This is a genomic window from Klebsiella sp. 141153, from assembly GCF_032601995.1.
GTDB classification, from domain to species: Bacteria; Pseudomonadota; Gammaproteobacteria; order Enterobacterales; family Enterobacteriaceae; genus Klebsiella; species Klebsiella aerogenes.
Map to the genome: position 1 here is coordinate 121,884 of NZ_JAQIRJ010000004.1, position 24,072 is coordinate 145,955.

The following is a 24,072-nucleotide window of genomic DNA, read 5'->3' on the forward strand; positions in this document are numbered from 1 at the left end:
CTGGCGCAGGGATTTTCCCGGAGGCGGCGCGTTGCGCCTTGTCCGGGCTACCAAATCGCACAGTCGGGTAGCCCGGATAAGCGCAGCGCAATCCGGGGTTATCGTTACAGTGTCTTCGATAAATAATGGCGTTGCATACCCGCGTGCGGGAAATCGGGCAGCGACATCTGCAACTGATAGCCTAATTTCTGATAAAACGGCAGCGCCTGGAAGCTAAAGGTATCGACCAGCAAATGACTGCAGCCCAACGCCTGCGCCTGCTGTTCCGCTTCCTGCATAAGCTCGCGGCCCAGACCGTTGCCGCGCGTCGCTTCGCTCACCCATAAGTATTCGATACACAGCCAGTTGCCTTTGCGTTTGGCGATAAGCCCGCCGCGCATCACCGCTTGCTCATCGCGGGAGTAAATGCCCAGATCGCCAAACTGAGCTGCGTCGAGATACTGCTGATTATACTGCCGGAGGCCGGCAAACAATTCTTGTTGATCGTCGGGATTAATGCTTTTTGTAATTATTAGAGCCATTAAGTTTCTCCAGTTGCACAGGCTATCGTTATATTTTCCTCTACTGACTTTCACAAAATATTCTTATTTTCTCCATTATTTTTTGTCTTAATTTTGTCCTTCAAAGTAAGCGAAATAACCTTTCTATGACTTTCGAAAGGGCGGGCTGAGAATCCCCACAATAATAATAGTGTTAAGGAACATCTAAGCTTCATTGCGATATTTCCATTAAGACGAAAATGCCGCAGCGCCCCTCTTTTCCTCGCGATTTAATTCACGGGGGGACGTCTTACATCTTGAGAAAATAAAATGAAACACATCATAGCCCCCATCGCGACAGCATTATTTCTCCTGAGCGGATGCGATAATGCGCAGACAACTGCGCCGCAACAACCCACGCCGGAGGTGGGAATTGTTACGCTGCAAGCCCATCCGGTGCCGGTGGTCAGCCAACTGACTGGCCGCACTACCGCCTCGCTCAGCGCCGAAGTGCGCCCGCAGGTCGGTGGCATCATTCAGAAGCGCCTGTTTACCGAAGGCGATATGGTGAAGGCCGGGCAGGCCCTTTACCAGATCGATCCCTCCAGTTATCGCGCCACCTGGAACGAAGCGGCGGCCGCGTTGAAGCAGGCGCAGGCGCTGGTGGTCTCTGATTGCCAGAAAGCCCAGCGCTACGCGTCGTTGGTCAGAGATAACGGCGTCTCTCGCCAGGATGCCGACGACGCTGCCTCCGCCTGCGCCCAGGACAAGGCCAGCGTGGAGTCGAAAAAAGCGGCGCTCGAGAGCGCGCGCATCAACTTGAACTGGACCACCGTCACCGCGCCGATTGCCGGGCGCATCGGCATCTCCTCGGTCACGCCGGGAGCGCTGGTCTCTGCCGACCAGGATACCGCGCTGGCGACGATCCGCGGCCTCGACACCATGTATGTCGATCTGACGCGATCCAGTGTCGATCTCCTGCGTTTACGCAGGCAGAGCCTGGCCAGCAACAGCGATACCCTCAGCGTGACGTTAACCCTTGAGGATGGCAGTACTTATCCCGAAAAAGGGCGTTTGGCGCTCACCGAAGTCGCCGTCGATGAATCCACTGGCTCGGTGACCCTGCGCGCCATCTTCCCCAACCCGCAGCATGTCCTGCTGCCGGGAATGTTTGTCCGCGCGCGTATCGATGAAGGCATCATGAACGACGCGATCCTCGCGCCGCAGCAGGGTATCACCCGCGATGCCAAAGGCGACGCCACGGCGCTGGTTGTCGATGCCGACAACAACGTTGAACAGCGTACCGTGCAAACCGGCGATACCTACGGCGATAAATGGCTGGTGCTGAGCGGTCTGAAAGCGGGCGACAAGCTGATTGTCGAAGGCACCGGTAAAGTGTCCCCCGGACAAGCGGTGAAGGCCGTTGCCGTCAAAAATAACGGAGGCAATGCCTGATGTTCTCCCGTTTCTTCGTGCGTCGCCCGGTCTTTGCCTGGGTGATCGCTATCCTTATCATGCTTGCCGGGGCGCTGGCGATCCGCACGCTGCCGGTGGGACAATATCCGGACGTCGCCCCACCGGCGGTCAAAATATCCGCTACCTATACCGGAGCTTCCGCAGAAACCCTGGAAAACAGCGTCACCCAGGTTATCGAGCAGCAGCTCACCGGACTGGATAACTTACTTTATTTCACCTCCACCAGCAGTTCGGATGGTACGGTGAGTATTACCGTCACCTTTGAGCAGGGAACCGATCCGGACACTGCTCAGGTACAGGTACAAAATAAAGTGCAGCAGGCGGAATCGCGTCTGCCGAGTGAAGTACAGCAATCTGGCGTAACGGTAGAAAAATCACAAAGCAGTTTCCTGTTAATCCTCGCGGTGTATGACAAAACCAACCGCGCCACCAGTTCTGATATCTCCGATTGGCTGGTCAGCAATATGCAGGACCCGCTGGCGCGCGTGGAGGGCGTCGGCAGCCTGCAGGTATTCGGCGCCGAATACGCGATGCGCGTCTGGATGGACCCGACCAAACTCGCCTCTTACTCGTTGATGCCTTCCGACGTACAGTCGGCTATTGAGGCGCAGAACGTGCAGGTTTCCGCGGGTAAAATCGGCGCGCTACCGTCGTCCAATGCCCAGCAATTGACCGCCACCGTGCGCGCGCAGTCGCGGCTGCAAACTCCTGACCAGTTCAAAGCGATCATTGTAAAGAGCCAATCCGACGGTTCGGTGGTGCGCCTGAGCGATGTCGCGCGGGTGGAGATGGGCAGCGAGGATTACACCGCTACCGCTAATCTGAACGGCCATCCCGCAGCCGGGATTGCGGTGATGATGGCACCCGGCGCCAACGCGCTGGATACCGCAACGCTGGTGAAAAGCAAAATCGCTGAATTCCAGCGTCAAATGCCGCAGGGCTACGATATCGCCTACCCGAAAGACAGCACCGAGTTCATCAAAATCTCGGTCGAGGACGTCATTCAGACCCTGTTTGAAGCGATTATTCTCGTGGTCTGCGTAATGTATCTGTTCCTGCAGAATTTCCGCGCGACGCTCATTCCGGCGGTAGCGGTACCGGTCGTGTTACTTGGCACCTTTGGGGTGCTGGCGCTGTTCGGCTACTCCATTAATACCCTGACGCTGTTCGCCATGGTGCTGGCGATCGGCCTGCTGGTGGATGATGCCATTGTGGTGGTGGAAAACGTCGAACGTATTATGCGCGACGAAGGGCTGCCCGCTCGCGAAGCCACCGAAAAATCGATGGGCGAAATCTCCGGCGCGCTGGTGGCGATCGCCCTGGTGCTGTCGGCGGTATTCCTGCCAATGGCCTTTTTCGGCGGTTCGACCGGGGTAATCTATCGCCAGTTCTCGGTGACGATTATCTCGGCGATGATGCTGTCGGTGGTGGTAGCGCTAACCCTCACTCCGGCGCTGTGCGGCGCGCTGCTAAGCCACTCCAAACCTCATGACAAAGGATTCTTCGGCGCCTTTAATCGCCTGTGGGGGCGTACGGAAGAGGGCTACCAGCGTCGCGTACTCGGCGGCCTACGCCGCGGCGCGGTGATGATGGGCGCTTACGCCTTGATTTGCGGGGCGATGGCGTTGGCGATGTGGAAACTGCCGGGCAGCTTCCTGCCGGTGGAGGATCAGGGCGAAATCATGGTCCAGTACACCTTGCCTGCCGGGGCGACCGCGGTGCGTACCGTCGAGGTGCGCCGTCAGGTGACCAACTGGTTCCTCACCAAAGAGAAAGCCAATACCGAGGTTATCTTCACCGTCGACGGCTTCAGTTTCAGCGGCAGCGGTCAGAATGCCGGTATGGCCTTCGTCTCATTGAAAAACTGGTCGCAGCGCAAAGGCGACGAAAATACCGCGCAGGCCATTGCGCTGCGCGCCAACAAAGAGCTGGGCGCGATCCGCGACGCCACCCTGTTCGCTATGACGCCGCCATCGGTGGACGGCCTTGGGCAAAGTAATGGCTTCACTTTCGAGCTGATGGCCAGCGGGGGTACCGATCGCGATAGCCTGATGAAGCTGCGCAGCCAACTGCTGGCCGCAGCCAATCAGAGCGGCGAACTGCAGTCGGTTCGCGCCAACGATCTGCCACAAATGCCACAGCTGCAGGTGGATATCGATAACAACAAAGCCGTCTCGCTGGGGCTGTCGCTCAGTGACGTGACCGATACGCTCTCCAGCGCCTGGGGCGGCACGTACGTCAACGACTTTATCGATCGCGGCCGGGTGAAAAAGGTCTATATCCAGGGCGAGAGCGACGCGCGCGCCGTGCCGTCCGATCTTGGTAAATGGTTTGTCCGCGGCAGCGATAACAGCATGACGCCGTTCACCGCGTTCGCCACCACCCATTGGGAATACGGCCCGGAAAGCCTGGTACGCTACAACGGCTCGGCCGCCTTTGAGATCCAGGGGGAAAACGCCGCGGGCTTCAGCTCAGGGGCGGCAATGGACAAAATGGAAAAACTGGCCGATAGCCTGCCGGCGGGCTCCACCTGGGCATGGAGCGGTATTTCGCTGCAGGAAAAACTGGCCAGCGGCCAGGCGATGAGCCTGTACGCCATTTCGATTCTGGTGGTGTTCCTGTGCCTGGCGGCGCTGTATGAAAGCTGGTCAGTGCCGTTCTCGGTGATCATGGTCATCCCGTTAGGCCTGCTTGGCGCGGCGCTGGCGGCCACGCTGCGCGGCTTAAGTAATGACGTCTATTTCCAGGTGGCGCTGTTGACGACCATTGGCCTGTCGTCGAAGAACGCCATTCTTATCGTTGAGTTCGCTGAATCCGCGGTGGATGAGGGCTATTCGCTCTCGCGGGCGGCGATCCGCGCCGCGCAGACCCGTCTGCGCCCGATTGTCATGACCTCGCTGGCATTTATCGCCGGGGTACTGCCGCTGGCCATTGCTACCGGCGCCGGGGCCAACAGCCGCGTGGCGATTGGTACCGGGATTATCGGCGGCACCCTGACGGCGACGCTGCTAGCGGTGTTCTTCGTCCCGCTGTTCTTTGTGTTGGTGAAGCGTCTCTTTACCCGCCCACGTCCTTCTCAGGAGTAAGTTATGTTTCGTTTGAGTTTAATGTTTATCGCGCTCCTGACCGCGGGCTGTGTCTCTCTTGACCCGCACTACGAGCGCCCGGCCGCGCCGGTGCCGGCGACCCTTCCCGGCGCACACGGCGAATCAACGGCGGTGGTCGGCGACTGGCAAAAAGTGGTCAATGATGTGCGGTTAAAAAAAGTGGTCAGCATCGCGCTTAATAGCAACCGCGATGTGCAAAAAGCATTGGCCGATATTGAAGCCGCTCGCGCCCAGTATGGCGAAACGCGCGCATCGTTGTTTCCCACCGTCGATGCCGAGCTGAGCCATACCCGCAGCAAAACGATCGCCAGCGGCTTAAGTTCTACCTCGCAGGCTGACGGCGCGGTCTCGAGCTTCGAACTGGACTTGTTCGGCAAGAACCAGAGCCTGTCTCGTGCGGCGCGAGAAAGCTGGCTTGCCAGCGAATTCACCGCGCAAAATACCCGACTGACGATGATTGCCGATTTGACCACCGCCTGGGTGACGCTGGCGACGGATAATAGCAATCTGGCGCTGGCGCAGCAGACGATGGATAGCGCGGAGAACTCGCGCAAAATCGTCGCTCGCCAGATGGCGGTGGGCACCGCCTCCGCCGGTGATTTAAGTTCGGCGGAAAGCGTCTATCAGCAGGCGCGAGCCAGCGTCGCCAGCTACCGTACGCTGGTGGCGCAGGATAAAAACGCCATTAACCTGCTGGCGGGGGAAACCGTGCCGGAGAGCCTGCTGCCCGGTACGCTGGAGAGCCTGGGGGATAACAGCATCGCGCTGGTGCCGGCGGGGGTATCATCATCGGTACTGTTGCGCCGGCCGGATATTCAGGAGGCGGAACATAATCTCAAGAGCGCTAATGCCGATATCGGCGCGGCGCGAGCGAACTTTTTCCCCTCCATTTCGCTGACCGCCAGCGCCGGGATCGGCAGCGATTCGCTATCGTCGCTGTTTAGCCATGGCATGCAGGTGTGGTCGTTCGCCCCGTCCATCAGCCTGCCGCTGTTCACCGGCGGCAGTAATCTGGCGCAGCTACGCTATGCGCAGGCTGAGAAAAAGGGGCTGATTGCCACCTACGAGAAATCCATTCAGAGCGCCTTCAAGGACGTTGCCGATGCGCTGGCGCGCCGGGAAACGCTGAGTGAACAGCTCGATGCCCAGCAGCAGTATGTTGCCGCCGAGCAGAAGTCGCTGGATATCGCGATGAAGAGTTACCAGGCCGGGGTCGGCGATTATCTGTCGGTGCTGACCGCCCAGCGGACGCTGTGGTCGGCGAAGGCGACGCTGCTGTCGCTGCAGCAGACCGACCTCAATAACCGCATTACGCTCTGGCAATCGCTGGGCGGCGGCGCCAGTTAATGTTCCTCTTCGGACGCGTTATAGCACCTTAATCACTGCTGGTACATGCGTTAACTCCAGGTTGCGGTAATAAAATATTCCACCTTTATTACCGCAACATCTCTGGCTATACCTACAATTCTCCTATTATCCCAAGCGTATTAATCGTGATACTCTTCACATGAATGGAATAAAAAATTCCTTATACTGCGCGCAACTGAGAATAACGAGGTTTTTATGAGTATCGACCTGAGCAAACTGCTGACCGAGCGACGCAACGCCAACAGCGCCAACATTGACACCCTCTCCACCGTCGACATGCTGACGGTGATAAACCAGGAAGATCAGCAAGTGGCGCAGGCGATAACGCCTTACTTGCCGCAGATAGCGGAAGTCGTGGATAAAGTGGCGGCGGCGCTGCGGGCCGGCGGGAGGCTGATTTACATCGGCGCCGGCACGTCGGGGCGTTTGGGTATCCTGGACGCCAGCGAATGCCCGCCGACCTTTGGCACCCGTCCGGAGCAGGTGGTGGGGATTATCGCCGGCGGACATAAAGCGATTCTGAGCGCCGTGGAAAACGTAGAAGACAATAAAGCGCAAGGGGCGATGGATCTGCAAAACCTAAACTTCAGCAACCGTGATGTGCTGGTGGGGCTGGCGGCCAGCGGGCGTACGCCGTACGTCATTGGCGCGATGGAATACGCCCATAGCCAAAATGCGTTTGTCGCTATCGTCAGCTGTAACCCACACGGTGAAATGGCGCAGCTGGCGGATGTCGCAATTACCCCGGTGGTCGGCCCGGAAGTGGTTACCGGATCGACCCGCCTGAAAGCCGGCACCGCACAGAAACTGGTGCTGAACATGATCTCCACCGGGGCGATGATCCGCATCGGCAAGGTCTACAGCAACCTGATGGTTGATGTGGAAGCGACCAACGCCAAGCTGATTGAGCGCCAGGTGTCTATCGTGATGGAAGCGACCGACTGCGATCGCGCCACCGCGCAGAATGCGCTGGATGCCTGTGGCCGCCACTGTAAGACGGCGATTGTGATGGTGTTGGCTGACTTAAGCGCCGCAGAAGCGCAGTCGCTGCTGGCGAAAAACAACGGTTATATCCGCAAGGCGCTAGGCAACACCTGAGCGCCGACAGACAGGTAACAGGCAATGGCAAAAATAACGAAAGAGATGATAGCGCGGATCCTGGCCCACGTCGGCGGGGCCGCAAACGTGGCGCAGGCGGGTAACTGCATGACGCGCCTGCGCTTGACCCTGCGCGATGAAAGCCTGGCCGATAGCGCCGCCATTCGCCAGATTGACGGCGTGATGGGGGTTATCGTCAGCGATGAACAGTTCCAGGTGGTATTAGGCCCCGGCAAGGCGCAGACCGCCGCGGAAATGATGAACGGCCTGATGGATGCGGCGCCGCAGGCGGCCGCCTCGCTGGCGGATGTGGCGGCGGAAAAAAAGCAGGCGCTGAAGAGTAAGCAGACCAGCGGGGTACAGAAGTTTCTCGCGAAGTTCGCCACTATTTTTACGCCGTTGATCCCCGGATTCATCGCCGTCGGTCTGCTGCTGGGCTTTGCCACGCTGGCGGAACAAATCTTCGTGCTGGAGAACGCGCACCCTAACGCCAGCCTGGTGGCGCTGATTGGCTACATGAAGGTATTCAGCAAAGGGATGTTTACCTTCCTGAGTATCCTGATTGGCTATAACGCTCAGAAAGCCTTCGGCGGTTCGGGCGTGAACGGCGCGATTATCGCCTCGCTGTTCGTGCTGGGCTACAACCCGGAAGCGACCAGCGGATTCTACGCCGGAATTTCGACCTTCTTCGGCCATGGTATCGACCCGCGCGGCAATATTATCGGCGTGCTAATCGCCTCGATTCTTGGCGCGTGGGTGGAGCGTCAGGTGCGGCGGATAATGCCCGCTAACCTCGATATGATCCTCACCTCGGCGGTGACGCTGCTGATTATGGGCGCGGTGACCTTTACGGTGATTATGCCGATTGGCGGCTGGCTGTTTACCGGTATGTCGTGGCTGTTCCTGCATCTTAACGGCAATCCGTTTGGCTCGGCGGTGCTGGCCGGGCTGTTCCTGCTGGCGGTGATGTTCGGCGTGCATCAGGGGTTTGTGCCGGTCTATTTTGCGCTGGTGGATGCGCAGGGCTTTAACTCGCTGTTCCCGATCCTGGCGATGGCCGGGGCCGGGCAGGTGGGTGCGGCGCTGGCGCTGTTCTGGCGCGCGAAGCGCGATTCGCTGCTGCGAACCCAAATCAAAGGGGCGATTATTCCGGGCTTCCTCGGTATTGGCGAACCGCTGATTTACGGCGTAACCCTGCCGCGTATGAAACCGTTTATTACCGCCTGTATCGGCGGCGCCTGCGGCGGTTTCTTCGTGGGCCTGATTGCCTGGCTGGGGTTGCCGGTCGGCCTGAACACAGTGTTCGGCCCCTCGGGGCTGGTGGCGCTGCCGCTGATGACCTCCGGAAGCGGAATTTATGCCGGGATGGCGGTGTACGCCGGCGGTCTGGCGGTTTCGTATCTATGCGGTTTTGTGCTCACCTGGCTGTTCGCCAGCAAAAACGTCGACCTGAGTTAAGCGTATTTCCCCGGCTACGGTTGCCCCGGTAAGCGTAAGCGCTACCGGGGAAGAGTCCCGGACGTCGGCTAACGCCTCATCCGGGCCACGGTTGGGCATTCGGCCGGTAGCCCCGGTAAGCGTAAGCGCTACCGGGGAAGAGTCCCGGATGTCGGCTAACGCCTCATCCGGGCTACGGTTGGGCATTCGGCCGGTAGCCCCGGTAAGCGCAAGCGCTACCGGGGAGCTGCTGGCCATCGCTTCATCCCGCGCTTAGACGATTTTCATCTTATTGATACCTTTTCGTATTTAAAAATCGAGCACAAAATCGTTATAGTTTTGCTCGAAAAATAATAATGATTTTCCATGGACTGACGGGGTACTAACGATGAAATGGCGTTTACGCACGGCGGCGGCAGTGATGCTGGCTGGCCTGCTGTTAGCGGGCTGTGACCAGAAGAATGACAATGCCAAATACATAAAAGTCGGCGTGATTAACGGCGCGGAACAGGATGTGGCGGAAGTGGCGAAGAAGGTGGCGAAAGAAAAATATGGCCTCGACGTCGAGCTGGTGGGCTTTAGCGGCTCGCTGCTGCCGAACGATGCCACCAACGCCGGGGAGCTGGATGCCAACGTCTTCCAGCATCGTCCCTATCTGGAACAAGACAACAAAGCGCACGGCTACCACCTGGTGGCCATCGGCAATACTTTCGTCTTTCCCATGGCCGGCTATTCGCGCAAGATTAAATCCGTTGCCGATATTAAAGATGGCGCGACCATCGCCATTCCCAACGACCCGACCAACCTCGGCCGCGCGCTATTGTTATTGCAAAAAGAGCAACTGATTACCCTCAAAGCGGGCACCGGCCTGCTGCCGACGGCGGTGGATATCACCAGCAACCCGCGCAACCTGAAAATTATGGAGCTGGAGGGCGCGCAGCTGCCGCGGGTGCTGGACGATCCGAAGGTCGATGTCGCCATTATCAGCACCACCTACCTGCAGCAAACCGGGTTATCGCCGGTGCGCGATGGCATCTTTATTGAAGACAAAAACTCGCCATACGTGAACATCATTGTGGCGCGTGAAGACAATAAAGACGCCGAAAACGTGAAAGAGTTTATGCAGTCGTACCAGTCGCCGGAAGTGGCGAAGGCGGCAGAAACCATCTTCAACGGCGGCGCGGTACCGGGCTGGTAATCATCTACGCTGCGCCATCAGGTGCAGTAGCGGCACCAGAGACAGCCCGTCCGGCATTTCGCCGCGGGCGATCAGCTGGTTTATCTCCTCGAAGGTAAACCAGCCGGTTTCCATCACTTCATCCTGATCTGCGTCCATGCCAACCCAGCTTAAATCGGTGGCGAGCCAGGTGATAAACAGCTGGTCGCTGCTGCCGTATGACGGGTTGTAGCGGATGATTTCCTCGGCGCGTTGCGCCTGCCAGCCGGTCTCTTCGCGCAGTTCGCGCTGCGCGGCGACGGCGGGCTCTTCGCCTTCATCGACACCGCCAGAGGGAATGGCCCACACCACCTTATCGATCAGATAGCGGTAATGACGAATCAGCAGCACTTTGTCATCCTGGAGCGCCACAATTCCGACCGCCGGGCGCGGGTAGTGAATGGAATAAAAGTCGCGCCGCTCGCCGGGGGCGACATCAATACCTACCTTGCGCATGCTGAACCACGGCGTCTCGGCGATGACCTGCGGGTTGTGCATATCGGCGGCGGTTAGTTTCTTCTTCATCCTGCCATTCCTGTAGAAAGTTTAACCTTCAGAACAACATAGCCGGCTGTGATTGGCAACCGTCGCAGGTTGGCCCGATTCCATCGATCATTGCCCAAACGCCCATATTGCGCCAGGCTGGTACTCAGTACGATGTTCGTCAGATTACCCCACAGAGGAACGCTAACATGAACATCACCCATATCCGCAATGCTACACAGATTATTGAATACGCTGGTAAAAAGTTCCTGATCGACCCTATGCTGGCTGACAAAGGCGCCTGGCCGGGCTTTCCCGGAACCGCGCGCAGCGAGCTACGTAATCCGCTGGTGGCGCTGCCGTTTTCCCGCGAAAAGATTATCGACGTTGACGCGGTTATCGTCACCCATACCCATGACGATCATTGGGACGAGGCGGCGATCGCGGCGATCCCGAAAGCCCTGCCGGTTTTCGTCCAGCATGAGGCCGACGCCGCGCTGCTGCGCAGCCAGGGATTTCAGGATATCCGCCTGCTGTCGGTAGACAGTGAATTTGCCGGCGTTAGTCTGCAGAAAACCACTTCCGGGCAACATGGCAGCGACCGTACCTACGCGGTACCGGCGATGGCTGAACGTCTGGGCGAGGCCTGCGGCGTGGTGTTCCGTCATCCGCAGGAGAAGACGCTGTGGCTGGTCGGCGATACCATCTGGCGTGATGAGATCGAAGCCGACATGCTGAAGCTGCGCCCGGATGTGGTGGTGCTTAACGCCGGTTACGCTCACGTTATCGGCTTTGGCCCGATCATCATGGGTAAAGAGGATCTGCTGAAGGCGCATTTCGCCCTGCCGGAAGCGAAAATCATGGCCATCCACCTGGAGGCGGTTAACCATTGTCTGGTGAGCCGCGAAGAGATGCGCCAGTACGTCGCGGATAATCAGATTGCCGGGGTAGTGAGTATTCCGCAGGATGGGGAAACCGTTGTTTATTAATCTGCTCAAGGGGAAGGGATGATGACATTAACCGACGTGGCGATTGTCGCCGTAGAGGGCTTTAGCCCGTTTCATTATGCCGTCCCCTGTATGCTGTTTGGCGATACGGTCTCGGAAACCAAACGTTTTAATCTGCAGATTTGCGCCGAACAGCCGGGATTACTCAGCGCCCGCGACGGCTTTGCGCTGTACGCCAGCGGCGATTTTACCGCGATGGAACAGGCCGATATCGTGGTGGTGCCCTACTGGGGCGAGGTCAACCAGCGCCCGCCGCAGGCGCTGATCGCTAGTCTGGTTCGGGCGCGCGATAACGGCGCGGAAATCGTCGGCCTGTGCCTCGGCGCGTTTGTCCTTGGCTACGCCGGGCTACTCGACGGTAAGCGGGCGGCGACCCACTGGGAGTTCGAGCAGGATTTCCAGCGCCTGTTTCCGCAGGTGCGGCTCGATATCAACGCCCTGTACGTCGATGACCAGAAGGTGATTACCTCGGCGGGGACCGCTGCGGCGCTCGATTGCTGCCTGTATATCATTCGCCAGCGTTTTGGCAGCCTCGCCGCCAACCAGATCGCCCGGCGGATGATCGTGCCGCCGCACCGCGAGGGCGGCCAGGCGCAGTTTATCGCCCAGCCAGTGCCGCGCAACACCCGCGATGCGCGGATGAACTGTCTGCTGGATTATCTGCAGCAGCACATTGCCGAACCGCATAATCTTGATTCGCTGGCCGAGGTGGTGGCGATGAGCCGCCGTACGCTGACCCGCCACTTCGCCCGGGCGACCGGGATGAGCATCGCCGACTGGTTGACCGCCGAGCGCCTGCGCCGTAGCCAGAGCCTGCTCGAAGCGGGGGATTTACCGGTCGAGCAGGTGGCGGAAGCGGTGGGCTATCTTTCCGCCGTCACCTGGCGCCAGCAGTTTAAAGCGCGTTTTGGCGTCAGCCCGACGGAGTGGCGGCGGACTTTCCGCCGCGGCGTTTAGCCGGCGAGGGTCGAACTGTCGATCACGAAGCGATATTTCACGTCGCCCTTGACCATTCTTTCCCAGGCTTCGTTGATCTGATCGCCGCGAATCAGCTCGATATCGGCGACGATGCCGTGTTCGGCGCAGAAGTCGAGCATCTCCTGGGTTTCCGGGATACCGCCGATCATCGAGCCGGCAATCGAGCGGCGGCGGAAGATCAAATTGAACACTTCAGGCGACGGATGCGGCGTGGCCGGGGCGCCAACCAGCGTCATGGTGCCATCGCGTTTTAGCAGCGTGGTGAAGGCATCGAGATTGTGCGGCGCCGCCACGGTGTTGAGGATGAAATCGAAGCTTTTGGCGTGGGCCGCCATTTCGTCTTCGTTACGCGACACTACGACCTCATCCGCGCCCAACGCTCTGGCCGCGTCGCGCTTGGATTCGGAGGTGGTAAAGGCCACCACGTGGGCCCCCATGGCGTGGGCCAACTTGATCCCCATATGCCCCAACCCGCCGATGCCGACGACGCCGACTTTTTTGCCCGGCCCGGCGTGCCAGTGGCGCAGCGGCGAATAGGTAGTGATCCCGGCGCACAACAGCGGCGCGACGGCGGCGAGCTGCGCTTCGGGATGATTTATCCGCAATACGTAGCGTTCATTGACCACGATCTGCTGTGAATAACCGCCAAGCGTGTGCCCTGGCGCGTCCTGGGTCGGCCCGTTATAGGTCAGCACCATATGGTCGCAGTAGTTCTCTAACCCTTCAGCGCACTCCTCGCACTGCTTACAGCTATCCACCATACAACCGACGCCCACCAGATCGCCAACGGCGTAACCTGAGACGGCATCGCCGACCGCCGTCACCCGGCCAACGATTTCATGGCCCGGCACGCAGGGATACAACGTCCCGGCCCATTCCGCTCGCGCCTGATGGAGATCGGAATGGCAGACGCCGCAGTATGCAATGGCGATCTGCACATCCTGTGGGCCGGGTTCGCGGCGGGTGATAGACATCGATTCGAGCGGCTGGCTGGCGGAGTACGTACCTATAGCGTTGATCTGCATAGCATTACCTCTTGTGCAATAGCGTGATAAATCAAGCGGAAGGGGTGAGCGTTTTTTGCGCGGCAAGGGTAAGCGTAGCCTGGCTAAGGCAGGATGAGAAAAGCGCAGCTCGAAGGGTTAAAAAAAGGCGCCTCACTGAGGTGAGGCGCTCGTGATATCAAGGCGCGATGGGTGTCAGATAATCCAGCCGCAGCGGCTCGGCGAGCAGGCTCTCCATCTGGCCGATAAAGGCCTGGAAGTGGGGCTGAACGATATGCTCATCCAGCGCCTGTTGGTCGCGCCAGGACTCACGCATGTAGAAGGTATCCGGCGCGTCGCGCAGCTGAAACAGCGCGTAGTCGAGATTGCCCGGCTCCTCGCGGGTTGGCAGCAGCAGCGCCTGCAGCGCGTCGCGCAGGGCCTCGGTTTGGCCGGCTTTCGCCTTCAGAACCGCGATAAGCGCAATGGTGTCGTCGCGCATTTAGAAACCCTCCAGCACGATTTTGCCGACCGAGCGCCCGGTTTCCAGCTTAGCGTGGGCTTTTTGCAGATTGGCGGCGTTGATAGTGCCGTAGTGTTCGCCAAGGGTAGTGCGCAGCGTGTTATCGTCAATCAACGCGGCGACGCGGGTCAGTAGCTGATGTTGGGCGATCATGTCATGCGTCTCAAACATTGAGCGGGTGAACATAAATTCCCAGTGCAGCGAAATGCTTTTCGCTTTCAGCGGCACCACGTCCAGGCTCTCCGGGTCATCAATCAGCGCCAGCTTACCCTGCGGGGCGAGCGCGGCGATCAGTTCGTTAAAGTGCTGATCGGTATTGGTCAGGCTGGCGACGTGGGTCACGGCATGAATGCCGATTTTCGCCAGTTCTTCAGCGAGCGGTTTGCTGTGGTCGATGACGTGATGCGCCCCGGCCTCGCGTACCCACTTCTGGCTTTCCGGGCGCGATGCGGTGCCAATTACCGTCATGTTGGTGAGTTTGCTGGCCAACTGGGTAAGGATAGAGCCAACGCCGCCCGCCGCGCCGACAATCAGCAGCGTATCGCCGGCGTTACCGCCTTCCTGCACGCCAAGGCGGTGGAACAGCAATTCCCAGGCGGTGATAGCGGTCAGAGGCAGCGCGGCGGCGGCGGCATTCTCCAGCGAGCGCGGCTTCAGCGCCACGATACGTTCATCAACCAGCTGCAGTTCGCTGTTGCTGCCGGGGCGGCCCAGCGCGCCGGCGTACCACACTTCATCGCCCGGCGTGAACAGCGTCACCGCATCGCCAACGGCTTTCACCACGCCAACCGCATCCCAGCCCAGCACCCGCGGGGTATCGGCATTAAATCCGGCGCGCACTTTGGTGTCGACCGGGTTCACCGAAATGGCTTTGACCTCGACCAGCAGATCGTGCCCCTGCGCCTGCGGATCCGGCAGATCGATATCGCGTAAAAAGGGGATGTTGTTGCCGTCGGCGGCGGCCTGGGTAATGGCAATGGCTTTCATAGGTTCTCCGATCTACAAAGAGGATTCATGGTGTGAATACGTCGAGGATAGACCGGTCTAGCGTCGGGAAAAACGGCCCGGCGGCGATAACAGTTATATAAAAAAAGTGAAAATCGGCGACACCACCCATCCTGCGCCCGCCTGCCACTACAGATAAACAGTACGATGGTCAGGTACCAGGACCATGATGGTTCAACAATATAAATTACCATAAACATAGTGTTTCATATTTGAGAAAGTTACCTCCTCCATGTCGCAAATATTAATATCACTCCGGAAGAATAATAATATTGCGTTATGGCTCAAGGTTTATACCTTGACGTCCGACATCCTGCGTGCGATTTTTCTGCTATCAAATAATAAACAGAGTTTCATATTTGGAACAAAAATAAAATCATCATGCTATTTAATTAAGAGTTTCACCGCTGAGACAAAATAATAAGTCGATATTAATCGACGGTTTTTTATCGCTTATAAAAATAAAGTGAGGGATGTGCTATGCGTAAAATACTCCTTTCTCTGCTGCTGGCAGCCGCGACCAGCGGGCTGGCGCTGGCGGACGACGGCAAGCCGTTCCCGCATATCGGCTGGCGCAGCGCGGATAATCTCGCCGGGCTGGATTTCGGCGGCGCGCTGCGGGCGAACTATCGCTACGAGGACTGGAAAGGCAGTAATTACCGCAACCCGCCGCATCTGCGTTTTGATACCTTCCGTATCGACAGCAGCGGCTTCTATGATAATTATTTCTTTGATGCCGGGTTCTGGTTTCAGGATCACCGTAAATACGCCATCGACCGCGCTTACGTAGGGTATCGCTTCGACAACAATAATAATATCCAGCTGGGGATCCCCGGCAAACCATTTGGCCTTGAACCTTATCCGCAATTTGGCTGGTCCTACGGTATTCCGTTTTATTTAGGCTTTGGCGTGAGCGCCGGTAGCGGCGTGAACTATCAATATCACGATAATAACTGGTCGCTGGATGTGGCCTATTTCCCGTGGATGGAACCGGAGAATTTGCGCTATGCGCCGGACGTTGGCGATTACGATCGGCTGAAAAACACTATCTATCCGACTCAGCATCAGCAGCATAATGAAAAGCGGGACCAGGTGAACGTGCGAATTGCGCGTGATTTTCACGGCGGCGGCTGGAATAACGAGCTGGGCGGCTCACTGGCGCTGGCGCGGTTGCACAACCGCGAGACCGACGACGACGGCACCTTCTGGGCGGCAGGCGTGCACGGCATGTTGCATAACGGGCCGTGGCAGCTGACCTCGCAGCTGATTCGCTACCAATACGATCCGAAGAACCCAGCGGGCGTCAGCGACGATACGATTCTGATGGGCGGCAACGGCCTGACGCCGGCCTACCTGATCCCGGCGAAAGCGACGACCGCGTCGCTGAACGTCGCCCGCGATGTCGACGTGAAGTGGGGCGGCGTGTCGAAGCTGCGTTTTTACAACGACTACAGCGTGCTGTGGAAAGATAAAAGCGGCTGGAGCGATTCGCAGATGAACACCCTTGGCGTACAGGTCTTTGCGCTGCCGGTGATGTTCTGGGTCGATCTCAGCTGGGCGAAGAACGTTAATCCGTGGGGCGGCGCGCTGAACGCCACCGGCTGGACCAGCACCCAGTCCGAGGGCAGCGGCAAATGGTACTTTCGCACTAACGTCAATATTGGCTATTACTTCTGAGGCGGGAATTTTCCCTGCTCGCGCTGCGCTCAGCAGGGCTACGGTTCTGCGCCGTCTGGTAGCCCGGGTAAGGCGCTAGCCGCCACCCGGGGATTTTTCTTGCTCGCGCTATCAGACCGTAGGCCGGATAAGGCGCAGCCGCCATCCGGCGCAAAAGCGGCTCTTTACCCGCGGTTATTGCCCGGCGGCGCTACGCTTGCGCGGGCCTACAGATCATATGCCGGTGTAGACGGGTAAGGCGTCAGCCGCCATCCGAGAGGCTTGCTCGCGCTATCAGGCATCCTGAGCTACTTTTTAGGCCCTGTTTCCCACTGTAGCAAACCGGCGATATCCTTTTCACCTTCGGCTTCCTTTAAGCGCCGCTGTTGTTCAGCAAACTGACTATATTCCGCCTGCGCTTTTTCATCGGCCATTTTCTTACTGACTTTACCTGCGCCTTGCAAAACCTCGCGGTCGTTAAATTGCAGGAACTGATCCAGCTTATCCTGCCAGTCGCGTAAAAAGACCTGCTGACGACGACGGGCCTGATCCTCGGCAAAATCCAGCCACATGTTAACTACGCGGTTAAGCTCATTGACTTCATCCTGAGTGAGATAATTTTTTGCTACCGTCACGTCGCCCTTATGCACCTCTTCGCCTCTATAGCTGGTCAGCCCCATATGCGGCAGACTGGCGTCAGCACGTTGATGAATGAGCTCAGCGGCGGTATGTCCGGTACAGGCAAAATGTAACTTGTTCTGGATAGTTTGAAAAAACTGCGTGGTTTCTTTTAACGACGGTTGATAGTCAGCCGCTAAGGCAAAAATTTCTCGCACCCGCAAATAAACGCGGCGTTCGCTGGCGCGAATATCGCGGATACGCTCCAGCATCTCATCGAAATAGTCGGGTACAGCCGATGGACCCACAGGCGGATTCTTCAGCCGCTCATCGTCCATCACAAAACCTTTGATCAGGTATTCCTGGAGCGTCTGGGTCGCCCACTGGCGGAACTGCGTGCCGCGAGAGGAGCGAACGCGATAGCCAACAGCGAGTATGACAGGCAGGCTGTAGTGAAGCCGGTTTCGGCTTACCTGACGGCTACCTTCCTGTTGAACTTGTAAGTAAGACTTACAGGTTGCGTTTTGCTCAAGCTCACCTTCCTCATAGATCGCTTTAATATGCTGTGTAACGGCTTGTGGGGTGACTTGATAAAGGCTGGCGATTGTTGCCTGAGGGAGCCATAGTGTTTCTTGCTCAAAACGGCATTCAACGCGCACTTTCCCATCACCGCTGGCAAACATAATGAACTCACCTGCTGGGGACGACGTTATATTTTCCTTTGCCATATGGTCTCCGGGTCAACCTGTTCACAACGGTAGAGTATGTCAGAAGCGGGGCATAAATTTCATTAGACGAACGATTAATCTGGCGCATTTGCGAGCGGTTATCCGGAAAGTGAAGGTATTAAGACGCGGGAATTTTCCCTGCTCGCGCTGCGCTCAGCAGGGCTACGGTTCTGCGCCGTCTGGTAGCCCGGGTAAGGCGCTAGCCGCCACCCGGGGATTTTTCTTGCTCGCGCTATCAGGTATGTTGCAGCGTGCCGTTGACGCTTTTCAGCGATTGTTGAATATGCCGTAATTCGGCTGTTAATTTCTCTTCTTTATCGCTGAGCGGCAGCAACACAATGCAGCCATCCATCACCTTAACCGTGACCGCCTTCCCGGTATCGAATCCCGCTTCAAGCAGCCACTTGCCGGAAAGGGTAAGACTTGGTGTACTGGTATCCCGGCCATTGGGCCGATAGCCAACCAACAGCTGACGCTCGGTTCCGCTAACGGTGATATCTGGGGTAGAATGCAAATCAGCCATAATCAACTCCTTGATAGTTGGTGAGGTTAGCCCTCATCAGGTATTGCGAGTACCTGATGAGGACGATTAAAGATCAGGACGGAATCTGGTTAGGTACGTACCTGGATGGTTATACATTGCTCTTTTAGGTACGTACATGTCAACAGCCAAACGTGATACCAATCAGTCAAAATGCGGCAAAGCTCCCACTTTTCAGATGCGGATAACGCCGGAGCTGAAAGCGCAGTTTGAGGCCGCTGCAGCAGACGCAGGGATGAGTTTGGGAAACTGGCTCAAGACCCTGGGAAGAAAGGAGCTGGAGAGGCTAAGCATTGAGACTGCTGATAAGTAAGCTTTAACGATCGATTTAGCTTTCTGTTCGACTAGGAATACCAACGATCTCCATTTTTATAGCGCCATCATCAGAGAATATTGATGCCAGGCCCTTTCTTATTTTTAATTGATCGTTTTCAATTTCACCGTGTGCAATCGGTGAGTAGATAGCGGTTTGCAACTGAACGCGCTCAAAATCATAACCAATATCTTTGGCAATGGCTGAAAGAAGATCTACAAATAAATTATTGCTGTTTTGATTCCAGATAATGCCGCTGGCGTTATCGTTGTTTGGATATGTTGTATTTAGATGTGAGAAATACAACTTCCAGGAAGATATGACCTGATTTTCAGTTTTACTTCTTTTAGCTTGTCCTTTTCTCACCCGACCATAAAAAGCAATGTCGATCATATTGAGCGCTCTGACATGTTCATTTGATAACCTAGCGTTCTGCGATCTGGTGGCCATCAATTGTTTAAAAATATCTATTTTAAGTGTCTTTTTATCAGTGTATCTTTCAATAAATTTCTGGACTTGAACGGCAATTACTGGGCTGATTAAAGTCACTATCACCGTTGTGATCGATAGCACTAAACTCATTTTAGAATCCATATTTTTATAAGATATAAAGTTAGATTAACGAAGGATTCAATAGGGTAGGCTAACAGCAGAATATTTAATATATGTCGAATGGCCGATAGAGGATGAGGAATTTTGGCGGAAGATCACAGGAGTTGAACCTGCCCGGGACCGCTGGCGGCCCCAACTGGATTTGAAGTCCAGCCACCTCACCGGAGATGACGATCTTCCGCGCCTCGATTGCTACATGGAGGCGGGGCGCATTATAGCTACTTTCAGGCATTTACCACATACCTAAACGCACTTTTTTACTGTTAAAACTGGACTTTGCAGAACAGTCTGAGACAAATCCGTTCAAAATCCATGGGTTACACTTTTTCACACTCTTTCGGGCTACCGCGATCACAGAAAACAAGAAACGTAATTTGATAACGAGATATCGCAATTCATCTTACTGCGCCAAAGGTTTAAAAAAACCGTAACCGGTACCAATCCGCGGTGCCGCTAAGGGAATAGTGCGCAAATGAAAGATCATATTCTGTCCGTCAAAGAGAAAATCGGCTACGGTATGGGTGACGCCGCCAGCCACATCATTTTTGATAACGTCATGTTATACATGATGTTTTTCTACACCGATATTTTCGGTATCCCCGCCGGATTTGTCGGTACCATGTTCCTGCTGGCGCGGGCGCTGGATGCGATTTCCGACCCGTGCATGGGCCTGCTTGCCGACCGTACCCGCAGCCGTTGGGGTAAGTTCCGCCCGTGGATCCTCTTCGGCGCTATCCCGTTCGGTCTCGTCTGCGTGCTGGCCTACAGTTCGCCGGATTTAAGCCACAACGGCAAGCTGATCTACGCCGCCGTGACCTACACGCTGCTGACCCTGCTCTACACCGTGGTGAATATCCCCTACTGCGCGCTCGGCGGCGTGATCACCGATAACCCGACGCAGCGCATCTCGCTGCAGTCCTGGCGCTTCGTGCTGGCGACGGCGGGGGGCATGCTCTCCACCGTGCTGATGATGCCGCTGGTCAACTTTATCGGCGGCGAAAATAAAGCTCTGGGATTCCAGGGCGGCATTGCGGTGCTCTCGGTGGTCGCCTTCCTGATGCTGGCCTTCTGTTTTTTCACCACCAAAGAGCGTGTCGAAGCGCCGCCGAGCAGTACCTCGATGCGTGAAGACCTGCGCGATATCTGGCGCAATGACCAGTGGCGGGTGGTCGGCGTACTCACCATCCTCAATATCCTCGCGGTCTGCGTTCGCGGCGGCGCGATGATGTACTACACCACCTGGATCATGGGCTCGGCGGCGCTGTTCACCGTCTTCCTCACCACCTACTGCGTCGGCAACCTGATTGGCTCGGCGCTGGCGAAGCCGCTGACCGACTGGAAATGCAAAGTCAGCGTCTTCTGGTGGACCAACGCCCTCCTGGCGGTGCTGAGCGTGGCGATGTTCTTCGTACCGATGGACGCCGAAATCACCATGTTCGTCTTTATCTTCATCATTGGCGTACTGCACCAGCTGGTGACGCCAATCCAGTGGGTGATGATGTCCGACACCGTCGACTACGGCGAATGGTGCAACGGCAAACGCCTGACCGGCATCAGCTTCGCCGGCACCCTGTTTGTGCTCAAGTTGGGGCTGGCGCTGGGCGGCGCGCTAATCGGCTGGATGCTGGCCGGCGGCGGCTATGACGCCGCCGCTAAAACCCAGAACAGCGCCACCCTCACCATCATTATCGCCTTGTTCACCCTCGTTCCGGCGGTGTGCTACCTGCTGAGCGCGGTAATCGCCAAACGCTACTACACGCTAAAAACGCCGTTCCTGAAAAAAATGATGGCCGAGCTGGCCCAGGGCGCGCGTCGCAACGAACAAGAATTCACGGCAGCCCCGATCGACAAAGAATGGCAAAACTAAGAGGACGTTTTAATGAAAATCAGTGATGGAAACTGGCTCATTCAACCAGGGCTCAACCTGATCCAACCCGTACAGGTTTACGAGGTGGAGCAGCAGGGGAATGAAATGGTGGTTTATGCCGCGCCGCGCGATGTCCGCGAACGCGCCTGGCAGCTGGATACGCCATTGTTCACCCTGCGCTTTTTCTCGCCTCAGGAAGGGATAATCGGCGTGCGCATGGAGCACTTCCAGGGCGCGCTGGATAACGGTCCGCACTATCCGCTGAACGTGCAGAAAGACGTCCATGTCGAAATAGAAAATACGGCCGACTTCGCCGAGCTGAAAAGCGGCAGCCTCAGCGTGCGGGTGACTAAAGGTGAATTCTGGGCGCTGGATTTTCTGCGCGACGGCGTGCGTATCACCGGTAGCCAACTGAAAAACAATGGCTACGTGCAGGATAGTAAGACCCAGCGCAACTACATGTTTGAGCGCCTCGACCTCGGCGTCGGCGAAACCGTCTACGGCCTCGGCGAGCGCTTTACCGCGCTGGTGCGCAACGGCCAGACGGTAGAAACCTGGAACGAAGACGGCGGCACCAGCACCGAGCAATCCTACAAGAACATCCCGTTCTACCTGACCAACCGTGGCTATGGCGTGCTGGTGAATCACCCGCAGCGCGTCTCTTTCGAGGTGGGCTCGGAGAAAGTCTCTAAAGTCCAGTTCAGCGTTGAAGGCGAACACCTCGAGTACTTCGTGATCGACGGCCCGACGCCGAAAGCGGTGCTTAACCGCTATACCCAGTTCACCGGCCGCCCGGCGCTGCCGCCGGCATGGTCGTTCGGTCTGTGGCTGACGACCTCGTTCACCACCAACTATGACGAAGCGACTGTAAATAGCTTTATCGACGGTATGGCCGAGCGCCATCTGCCGCTGCACGTCTTCCACTTCGACTGCTTCTGGATGAAGGCCTTCCAGTGGTGCGATTTTGAATGGGATCCGCTAACTTTCCCGGACCCGGAGGGGATGATCAAGCGTCTGAAGGCGAAAGGGCTGAAGGTCTGCGTGTGGATCAACCCTTACATCGGCCAGCGCTCGCCGGTGTTCAAGGAGCTCAAAGAGAAAGGCTACCTGCTGAAGCGCCCGGACGGTTCGCTGTGGCAGTGGGATAAGTGGCAGCCGGGGCTGGCGATTTATGACTTCACCAACCCGGAAGCCTGCCAGTGGTACGCCGACAAGTTAAAAGGCCTGGTGGCGATGGGGGTCGACTGCTTTAAGACCGACTTCGGCGAGCGTATCCCGACCGACGTGCAGTGGTTTGACGGTTCCGACCCACAGAAAATGCACAACCACTACGCATTCATCTATAACGAGCTGGTGTGGAAGGTGCTGAAAGAGACCGTCGGCGAGCAGGAGGCGGTGCTGTTCGCCCGCTCCGCCTCGGTGGGGGCACAGCAGTTCCCGGTGCACTGGGGCGGCGACTGCTACGCCAACTACGAATCAATGGCGGAAAGCCTGCGCGGCGGGCTGTCGATCGGCATGTCCGGCTTCGGCTTCTGGAGTCACGATATCGGCGGTTTCGAAAACACCGCGCCAGCCCACGTTTATAAGCGCTGGTGCGCCTTTGGCCTGCTCTCCAGCCACAGCCGCCTGCACGGCAGCAAATCCTATCGTGTGCCGTGGGCCTACGACGAAGAGTCCTGTGACGTGGTGCGCCACTTCACGCAGTTGAAATGCCGCATGATGCCGTATCTCTATCGCCAGGCGGCGCTGGCCAACGAGTTCGGCACTCCGATGTTGCGCTCGATGATGCTCGAGTTCCCCGACGATCCCGCCTGCGACTATCTCGACCGCCAGTACATGCTCGGCGATTCGGTCCTGGTGGCGCCGGTGTTCTCCGAAGCGGGCGAGGTGCAATTTTATCTGCCGGAAGGGCGCTGGACGCATCTGTGGCATAACGATGAAGCGCAGGGTAGCCGCTGGCATAAGCAGCGTCACGATGTGCTGAGCCTGCCGGTCTACGTTCGTGACAACACCCTGCTGGCGCTGGGCAACAACGACCAGAAACCCGATTATGCCTGGCATGAAGGCACCGCCTTCCAGCTGTTCCAGCTTGGCGATGGCAATGAAACGGTCTGTCAGGTTCCGGCGGCCGACGGTTCCGCGATCTTCACTCTGAAGGCGAAGCGCCAGGGCAACACCATTACCGTGAGCGGCGAAGGCGAAGCCCGCGGCTGGACGCTGTGTCTGCGCAATATCCCGCAGATAGCGGGCGTGCAGGGTGGGACGCAGGCGGGCAGCGAACTGGGCGTGGTGGTGAGCGCCCAGGGCAATGCGCTGACGATTACGCTATAAATAACAACTCCCGCAGCATATCGCGGGAGTTATTCTTTCTGCGAATTTGAGATCGTTATCACGTATATTAATGACTGAAATGTGATCTGACTTATAAATATCGGTCATTTCTCTGTCTTGTCTTATTTCTGTCCGGATATCCGGACACGATTTAGTATTGTTGTTTACCCCCCGTCTCCCTATATTTATCCTCAATGATTTTCATAGAGATCGCGTCGTATAGCGATATCTTATTGGCATTAATCT

The 24,072-nt window shown here is 57.2% G+C and carries 20 protein-coding genes and 1 tRNA gene; 12 read left to right on the forward strand and 9 right to left on the reverse strand.

Going from position 1 to position 24,072, the window contains the following annotated elements; translation table 11 throughout:
• Positions 1-104: 104 nt before the first annotated feature.
• A complete protein-coding gene (locus PGS10_RS09140; RefSeq protein WP_063416186.1) occupies positions 105-521 on the reverse strand; it encodes a GNAT family N-acetyltransferase in 417 nt (138 codons plus the stop codon).
• 288 nt (positions 522-809) lie between these two features.
• Here PGS10_RS09140 and eefA point away from each other — a divergent pair, with 288 nt between their 5' ends.
• The 6 genes from eefA (at position 810) to nlpA (ending at position 10,163) form a co-directional block, all read left to right on the forward strand.
• Positions 810-1,934: a multidrug efflux RND transporter periplasmic adaptor subunit EefA gene (gene eefA / locus PGS10_RS09145; protein WP_047047594.1), complete on the forward strand. Its 1,125-nt coding sequence runs from the start codon at positions 810-812 to the stop codon at positions 1,932-1,934.
• Positions 1,934-5,041: a multidrug efflux RND transporter permease subunit EefB gene (eefB, locus tag PGS10_RS09150; RefSeq protein WP_316422757.1), complete on the forward strand. Its 3,108-nt coding sequence runs from the start codon at positions 1,934-1,936 to the stop codon at positions 5,039-5,041. Before eefA ends, eefB begins: the two co-directional genes overlap by 1 nt.
• Before the next feature lie 3 nt (positions 5,042-5,044).
• A complete protein-coding gene (eefC, locus tag PGS10_RS09155) occupies positions 5,045-6,409 on the forward strand; it encodes a multidrug efflux RND transporter outer membrane subunit EefC (protein WP_316422758.1) in 1,365 nt (454 codons plus the stop codon).
• A 216-nt stretch (positions 6,410-6,625) separates the two neighbouring features.
• Positions 6,626-7,528 carry an N-acetylmuramic acid 6-phosphate etherase gene (gene murQ, locus PGS10_RS09160; RefSeq protein WP_047047600.1) on the forward strand — a complete coding sequence of 301 codons (903 nt, stop codon included), beginning with the start codon at positions 6,626-6,628 and terminating at the stop codon, positions 7,526-7,528.
• A 24-nt stretch (positions 7,529-7,552) separates the two neighbouring features.
• Positions 7,553-8,986: a PTS N-acetylmuramic acid transporter subunit IIBC gene (gene murP / locus PGS10_RS09165; protein ID WP_042893667.1), complete on the forward strand. Its 1,434-nt coding sequence runs from the start codon at positions 7,553-7,555 to the stop codon at positions 8,984-8,986.
• 367 nt (positions 8,987-9,353) lie between these two features.
• Complete coding sequence (nlpA, locus tag PGS10_RS09170; protein ID WP_316422760.1) at positions 9,354-10,163, forward strand: lipoprotein NlpA; 810 nt, start codon at positions 9,354-9,356, stop codon at positions 10,161-10,163.
• Here nlpA and PGS10_RS09175 read toward each other — a convergent pair whose 3' ends face one another.
• Positions 10,164-10,706: an NUDIX hydrolase gene (locus PGS10_RS09175; RefSeq protein WP_316422762.1), complete on the reverse strand. Its 543-nt coding sequence runs from the start codon at positions 10,704-10,706 to the stop codon at positions 10,164-10,166. It abuts the gene before it with no gap.
• 167 nt (positions 10,707-10,873) lie between these two features.
• On the opposite strand from PGS10_RS09175, the gene PGS10_RS09180 reads away from it, so the two are divergent.
• Entirely contained in the window at positions 10,874-11,653 is a 780-nt protein-coding gene (locus PGS10_RS09180; RefSeq protein WP_316422763.1) for an MBL fold metallo-hydrolase, read from the forward strand.
• 21 nt (positions 11,654-11,674) lie between these two features.
• Entirely contained in the window at positions 11,675-12,628 is a 954-nt protein-coding gene (locus tag PGS10_RS09185) for a GlxA family transcriptional regulator (RefSeq protein WP_316422866.1), read from the forward strand.
• Here PGS10_RS09185 and PGS10_RS09190 read toward each other — a convergent pair.
• The 3 genes from PGS10_RS09190 to PGS10_RS09200 all read right to left on the reverse strand — a co-directional run bounded on the left by PGS10_RS09190 (position 12,625) and on the right by PGS10_RS09200 (position 15,142).
• The gene (locus tag PGS10_RS09190; protein ID WP_047047612.1) at positions 12,625-13,674 is read right to left on the reverse strand and encodes an NAD(P)-dependent alcohol dehydrogenase; all 1,050 of its coding nucleotides are present in this window, start codon (positions 13,672-13,674) and stop codon (positions 12,625-12,627) included. The genes PGS10_RS09185 and PGS10_RS09190 overlap by 4 nt on opposite strands.
• A gap of 157 nt (positions 13,675-13,831) precedes the next feature.
• Positions 13,832-14,134 (reverse strand): putative quinol monooxygenase, encoded by a 303-nt coding sequence (locus PGS10_RS09195; protein WP_213797553.1) that lies wholly within the window; start codon positions 14,132-14,134, stop codon positions 13,832-13,834.
• Positions 14,135-15,142 carry a zinc-binding alcohol dehydrogenase family protein gene (locus PGS10_RS09200; protein ID WP_213797554.1) on the reverse strand — a complete coding sequence of 336 codons (1,008 nt, stop codon included), beginning with the start codon at positions 15,140-15,142 and terminating at the stop codon, positions 14,135-14,137. It abuts the gene before it with no gap.
• A 498-nt stretch (positions 15,143-15,640) separates the two neighbouring features.
• Here PGS10_RS09200 and PGS10_RS09205 point away from each other — a divergent pair, with 498 nt between their 5' ends.
• Entirely contained in the window at positions 15,641-16,837 is a 1,197-nt protein-coding gene (locus PGS10_RS09205; RefSeq protein WP_015703847.1) for a hypothetical protein, read from the forward strand.
• A gap of 287 nt (positions 16,838-17,124) precedes the next feature.
• Here the strand turns inward: PGS10_RS09205 and PGS10_RS09210 are convergent, their stop codons facing one another.
• A complete protein-coding gene (locus PGS10_RS09210; protein ID WP_047078220.1) occupies positions 17,125-18,162 on the reverse strand; it encodes a virulence RhuM family protein in 1,038 nt (345 codons plus the stop codon).
• A 235-nt stretch (positions 18,163-18,397) separates the two neighbouring features.
• Entirely contained in the window at positions 18,398-18,685 is a 288-nt protein-coding gene (locus PGS10_RS09215; RefSeq protein ID WP_047066667.1) for a SymE family type I addiction module toxin, read from the reverse strand.
• 136 nt (positions 18,686-18,821) lie between these two features.
• Between PGS10_RS09215 and PGS10_RS09220 the strand changes: the two genes are divergently transcribed.
• Positions 18,822-19,016 carry a hypothetical protein gene (locus PGS10_RS09220; protein ID WP_032709432.1) on the forward strand — a complete coding sequence of 65 codons (195 nt, stop codon included), beginning with the start codon at positions 18,822-18,824 and terminating at the stop codon, positions 19,014-19,016.
• 15 nt (positions 19,017-19,031) lie between these two features.
• Here the strand turns inward: PGS10_RS09220 and PGS10_RS09225 are convergent, their stop codons facing one another.
• Complete coding sequence (locus tag PGS10_RS09225) at positions 19,032-19,598, reverse strand: DUF6680 family protein (RefSeq protein WP_047066666.1); 567 nt, start codon at positions 19,596-19,598, stop codon at positions 19,032-19,034.
• Positions 19,599-19,713: 115 nt separating this feature from the next.
• Positions 19,714-19,808, reverse strand: a tRNA-Sec gene (locus PGS10_RS09230).
• Between the two features lie 292 nt (positions 19,809-20,100).
• On the opposite strand from PGS10_RS09230, the gene PGS10_RS09235 reads away from it, so the two are divergent.
• Entirely contained in the window at positions 20,101-21,495 is a 1,395-nt protein-coding gene (locus PGS10_RS09235) for a glycoside-pentoside-hexuronide family transporter (RefSeq protein ID WP_047078209.1), read from the forward strand.
• 12 nt (positions 21,496-21,507) lie between these two features.
• On the forward strand, positions 21,508-23,826 hold the full coding sequence (yicI, locus tag PGS10_RS09240) for an alpha-xylosidase (protein ID WP_047078208.1): 2,319 nt from the start codon (positions 21,508-21,510) through the stop codon (positions 23,824-23,826).
• Positions 23,827-24,072 lie beyond the last annotated feature (246 nt).

Coding starts and splice junctions, on each gene's coding strand:
- PGS10_RS09140 (WP_063416186.1), bottom strand. CDS start 521: ATGGCTCTAATAATTACAAAAAGCATTAATCCCGACGATCAACAAGAA.
- eefA (WP_047047594.1), top strand. CDS start 810: ATGAAACACATCATAGCCCCCATCGCGACAGCATTATTTCTCCTGAGC.
- eefB (WP_316422757.1), top strand. CDS start 1,934: ATGTTCTCCCGTTTCTTCGTGCGTCGCCCGGTCTTTGCCTGGGTGATC.
- eefC (WP_316422758.1), top strand. CDS start 5,045: ATGTTTCGTTTGAGTTTAATGTTTATCGCGCTCCTGACCGCGGGCTGT.
- murQ (WP_047047600.1), top strand. CDS start 6,626: ATGAGTATCGACCTGAGCAAACTGCTGACCGAGCGACGCAACGCCAAC.
- murP (WP_042893667.1), top strand. CDS start 7,553: ATGGCAAAAATAACGAAAGAGATGATAGCGCGGATCCTGGCCCACGTC.
- nlpA (WP_316422760.1), top strand. CDS start 9,354: ATGAAATGGCGTTTACGCACGGCGGCGGCAGTGATGCTGGCTGGCCTG.
- PGS10_RS09175 (WP_316422762.1), bottom strand. CDS start 10,706: ATGAAGAAGAAACTAACCGCCGCCGATATGCACAACCCGCAGGTCATC.
- PGS10_RS09180 (WP_316422763.1), top strand. CDS start 10,874: ATGAACATCACCCATATCCGCAATGCTACACAGATTATTGAATACGCT.
- PGS10_RS09185 (WP_316422866.1), top strand. CDS start 11,675: ATGACATTAACCGACGTGGCGATTGTCGCCGTAGAGGGCTTTAGCCCG.
- PGS10_RS09190 (WP_047047612.1), bottom strand. CDS start 13,674: ATGCAGATCAACGCTATAGGTACGTACTCCGCCAGCCAGCCGCTCGAA.
- PGS10_RS09195 (WP_213797553.1), bottom strand. CDS start 14,134: ATGCGCGACGACACCATTGCGCTTATCGCGGTTCTGAAGGCGAAAGCC.
- PGS10_RS09200 (WP_213797554.1), bottom strand. CDS start 15,142: ATGAAAGCCATTGCCATTACCCAGGCCGCCGCCGACGGCAACAACATC.
- PGS10_RS09205 (WP_015703847.1), top strand. CDS start 15,641: ATGCGTAAAATACTCCTTTCTCTGCTGCTGGCAGCCGCGACCAGCGGG.
- PGS10_RS09210 (WP_047078220.1), bottom strand. CDS start 18,162: ATGGCAAAGGAAAATATAACGTCGTCCCCAGCAGGTGAGTTCATTATG.
- PGS10_RS09215 (WP_047066667.1), bottom strand. CDS start 18,685: ATGGCTGATTTGCATTCTACCCCAGATATCACCGTTAGCGGAACCGAG.
- PGS10_RS09220 (WP_032709432.1), top strand. CDS start 18,822: ATGTCAACAGCCAAACGTGATACCAATCAGTCAAAATGCGGCAAAGCT.
- PGS10_RS09225 (WP_047066666.1), bottom strand. CDS start 19,598: ATGAGTTTAGTGCTATCGATCACAACGGTGATAGTGACTTTAATCAGC.
- PGS10_RS09235 (WP_047078209.1), top strand. CDS start 20,101: ATGAAAGATCATATTCTGTCCGTCAAAGAGAAAATCGGCTACGGTATG.
- yicI (WP_047078208.1), top strand. CDS start 21,508: ATGAAAATCAGTGATGGAAACTGGCTCATTCAACCAGGGCTCAACCTG.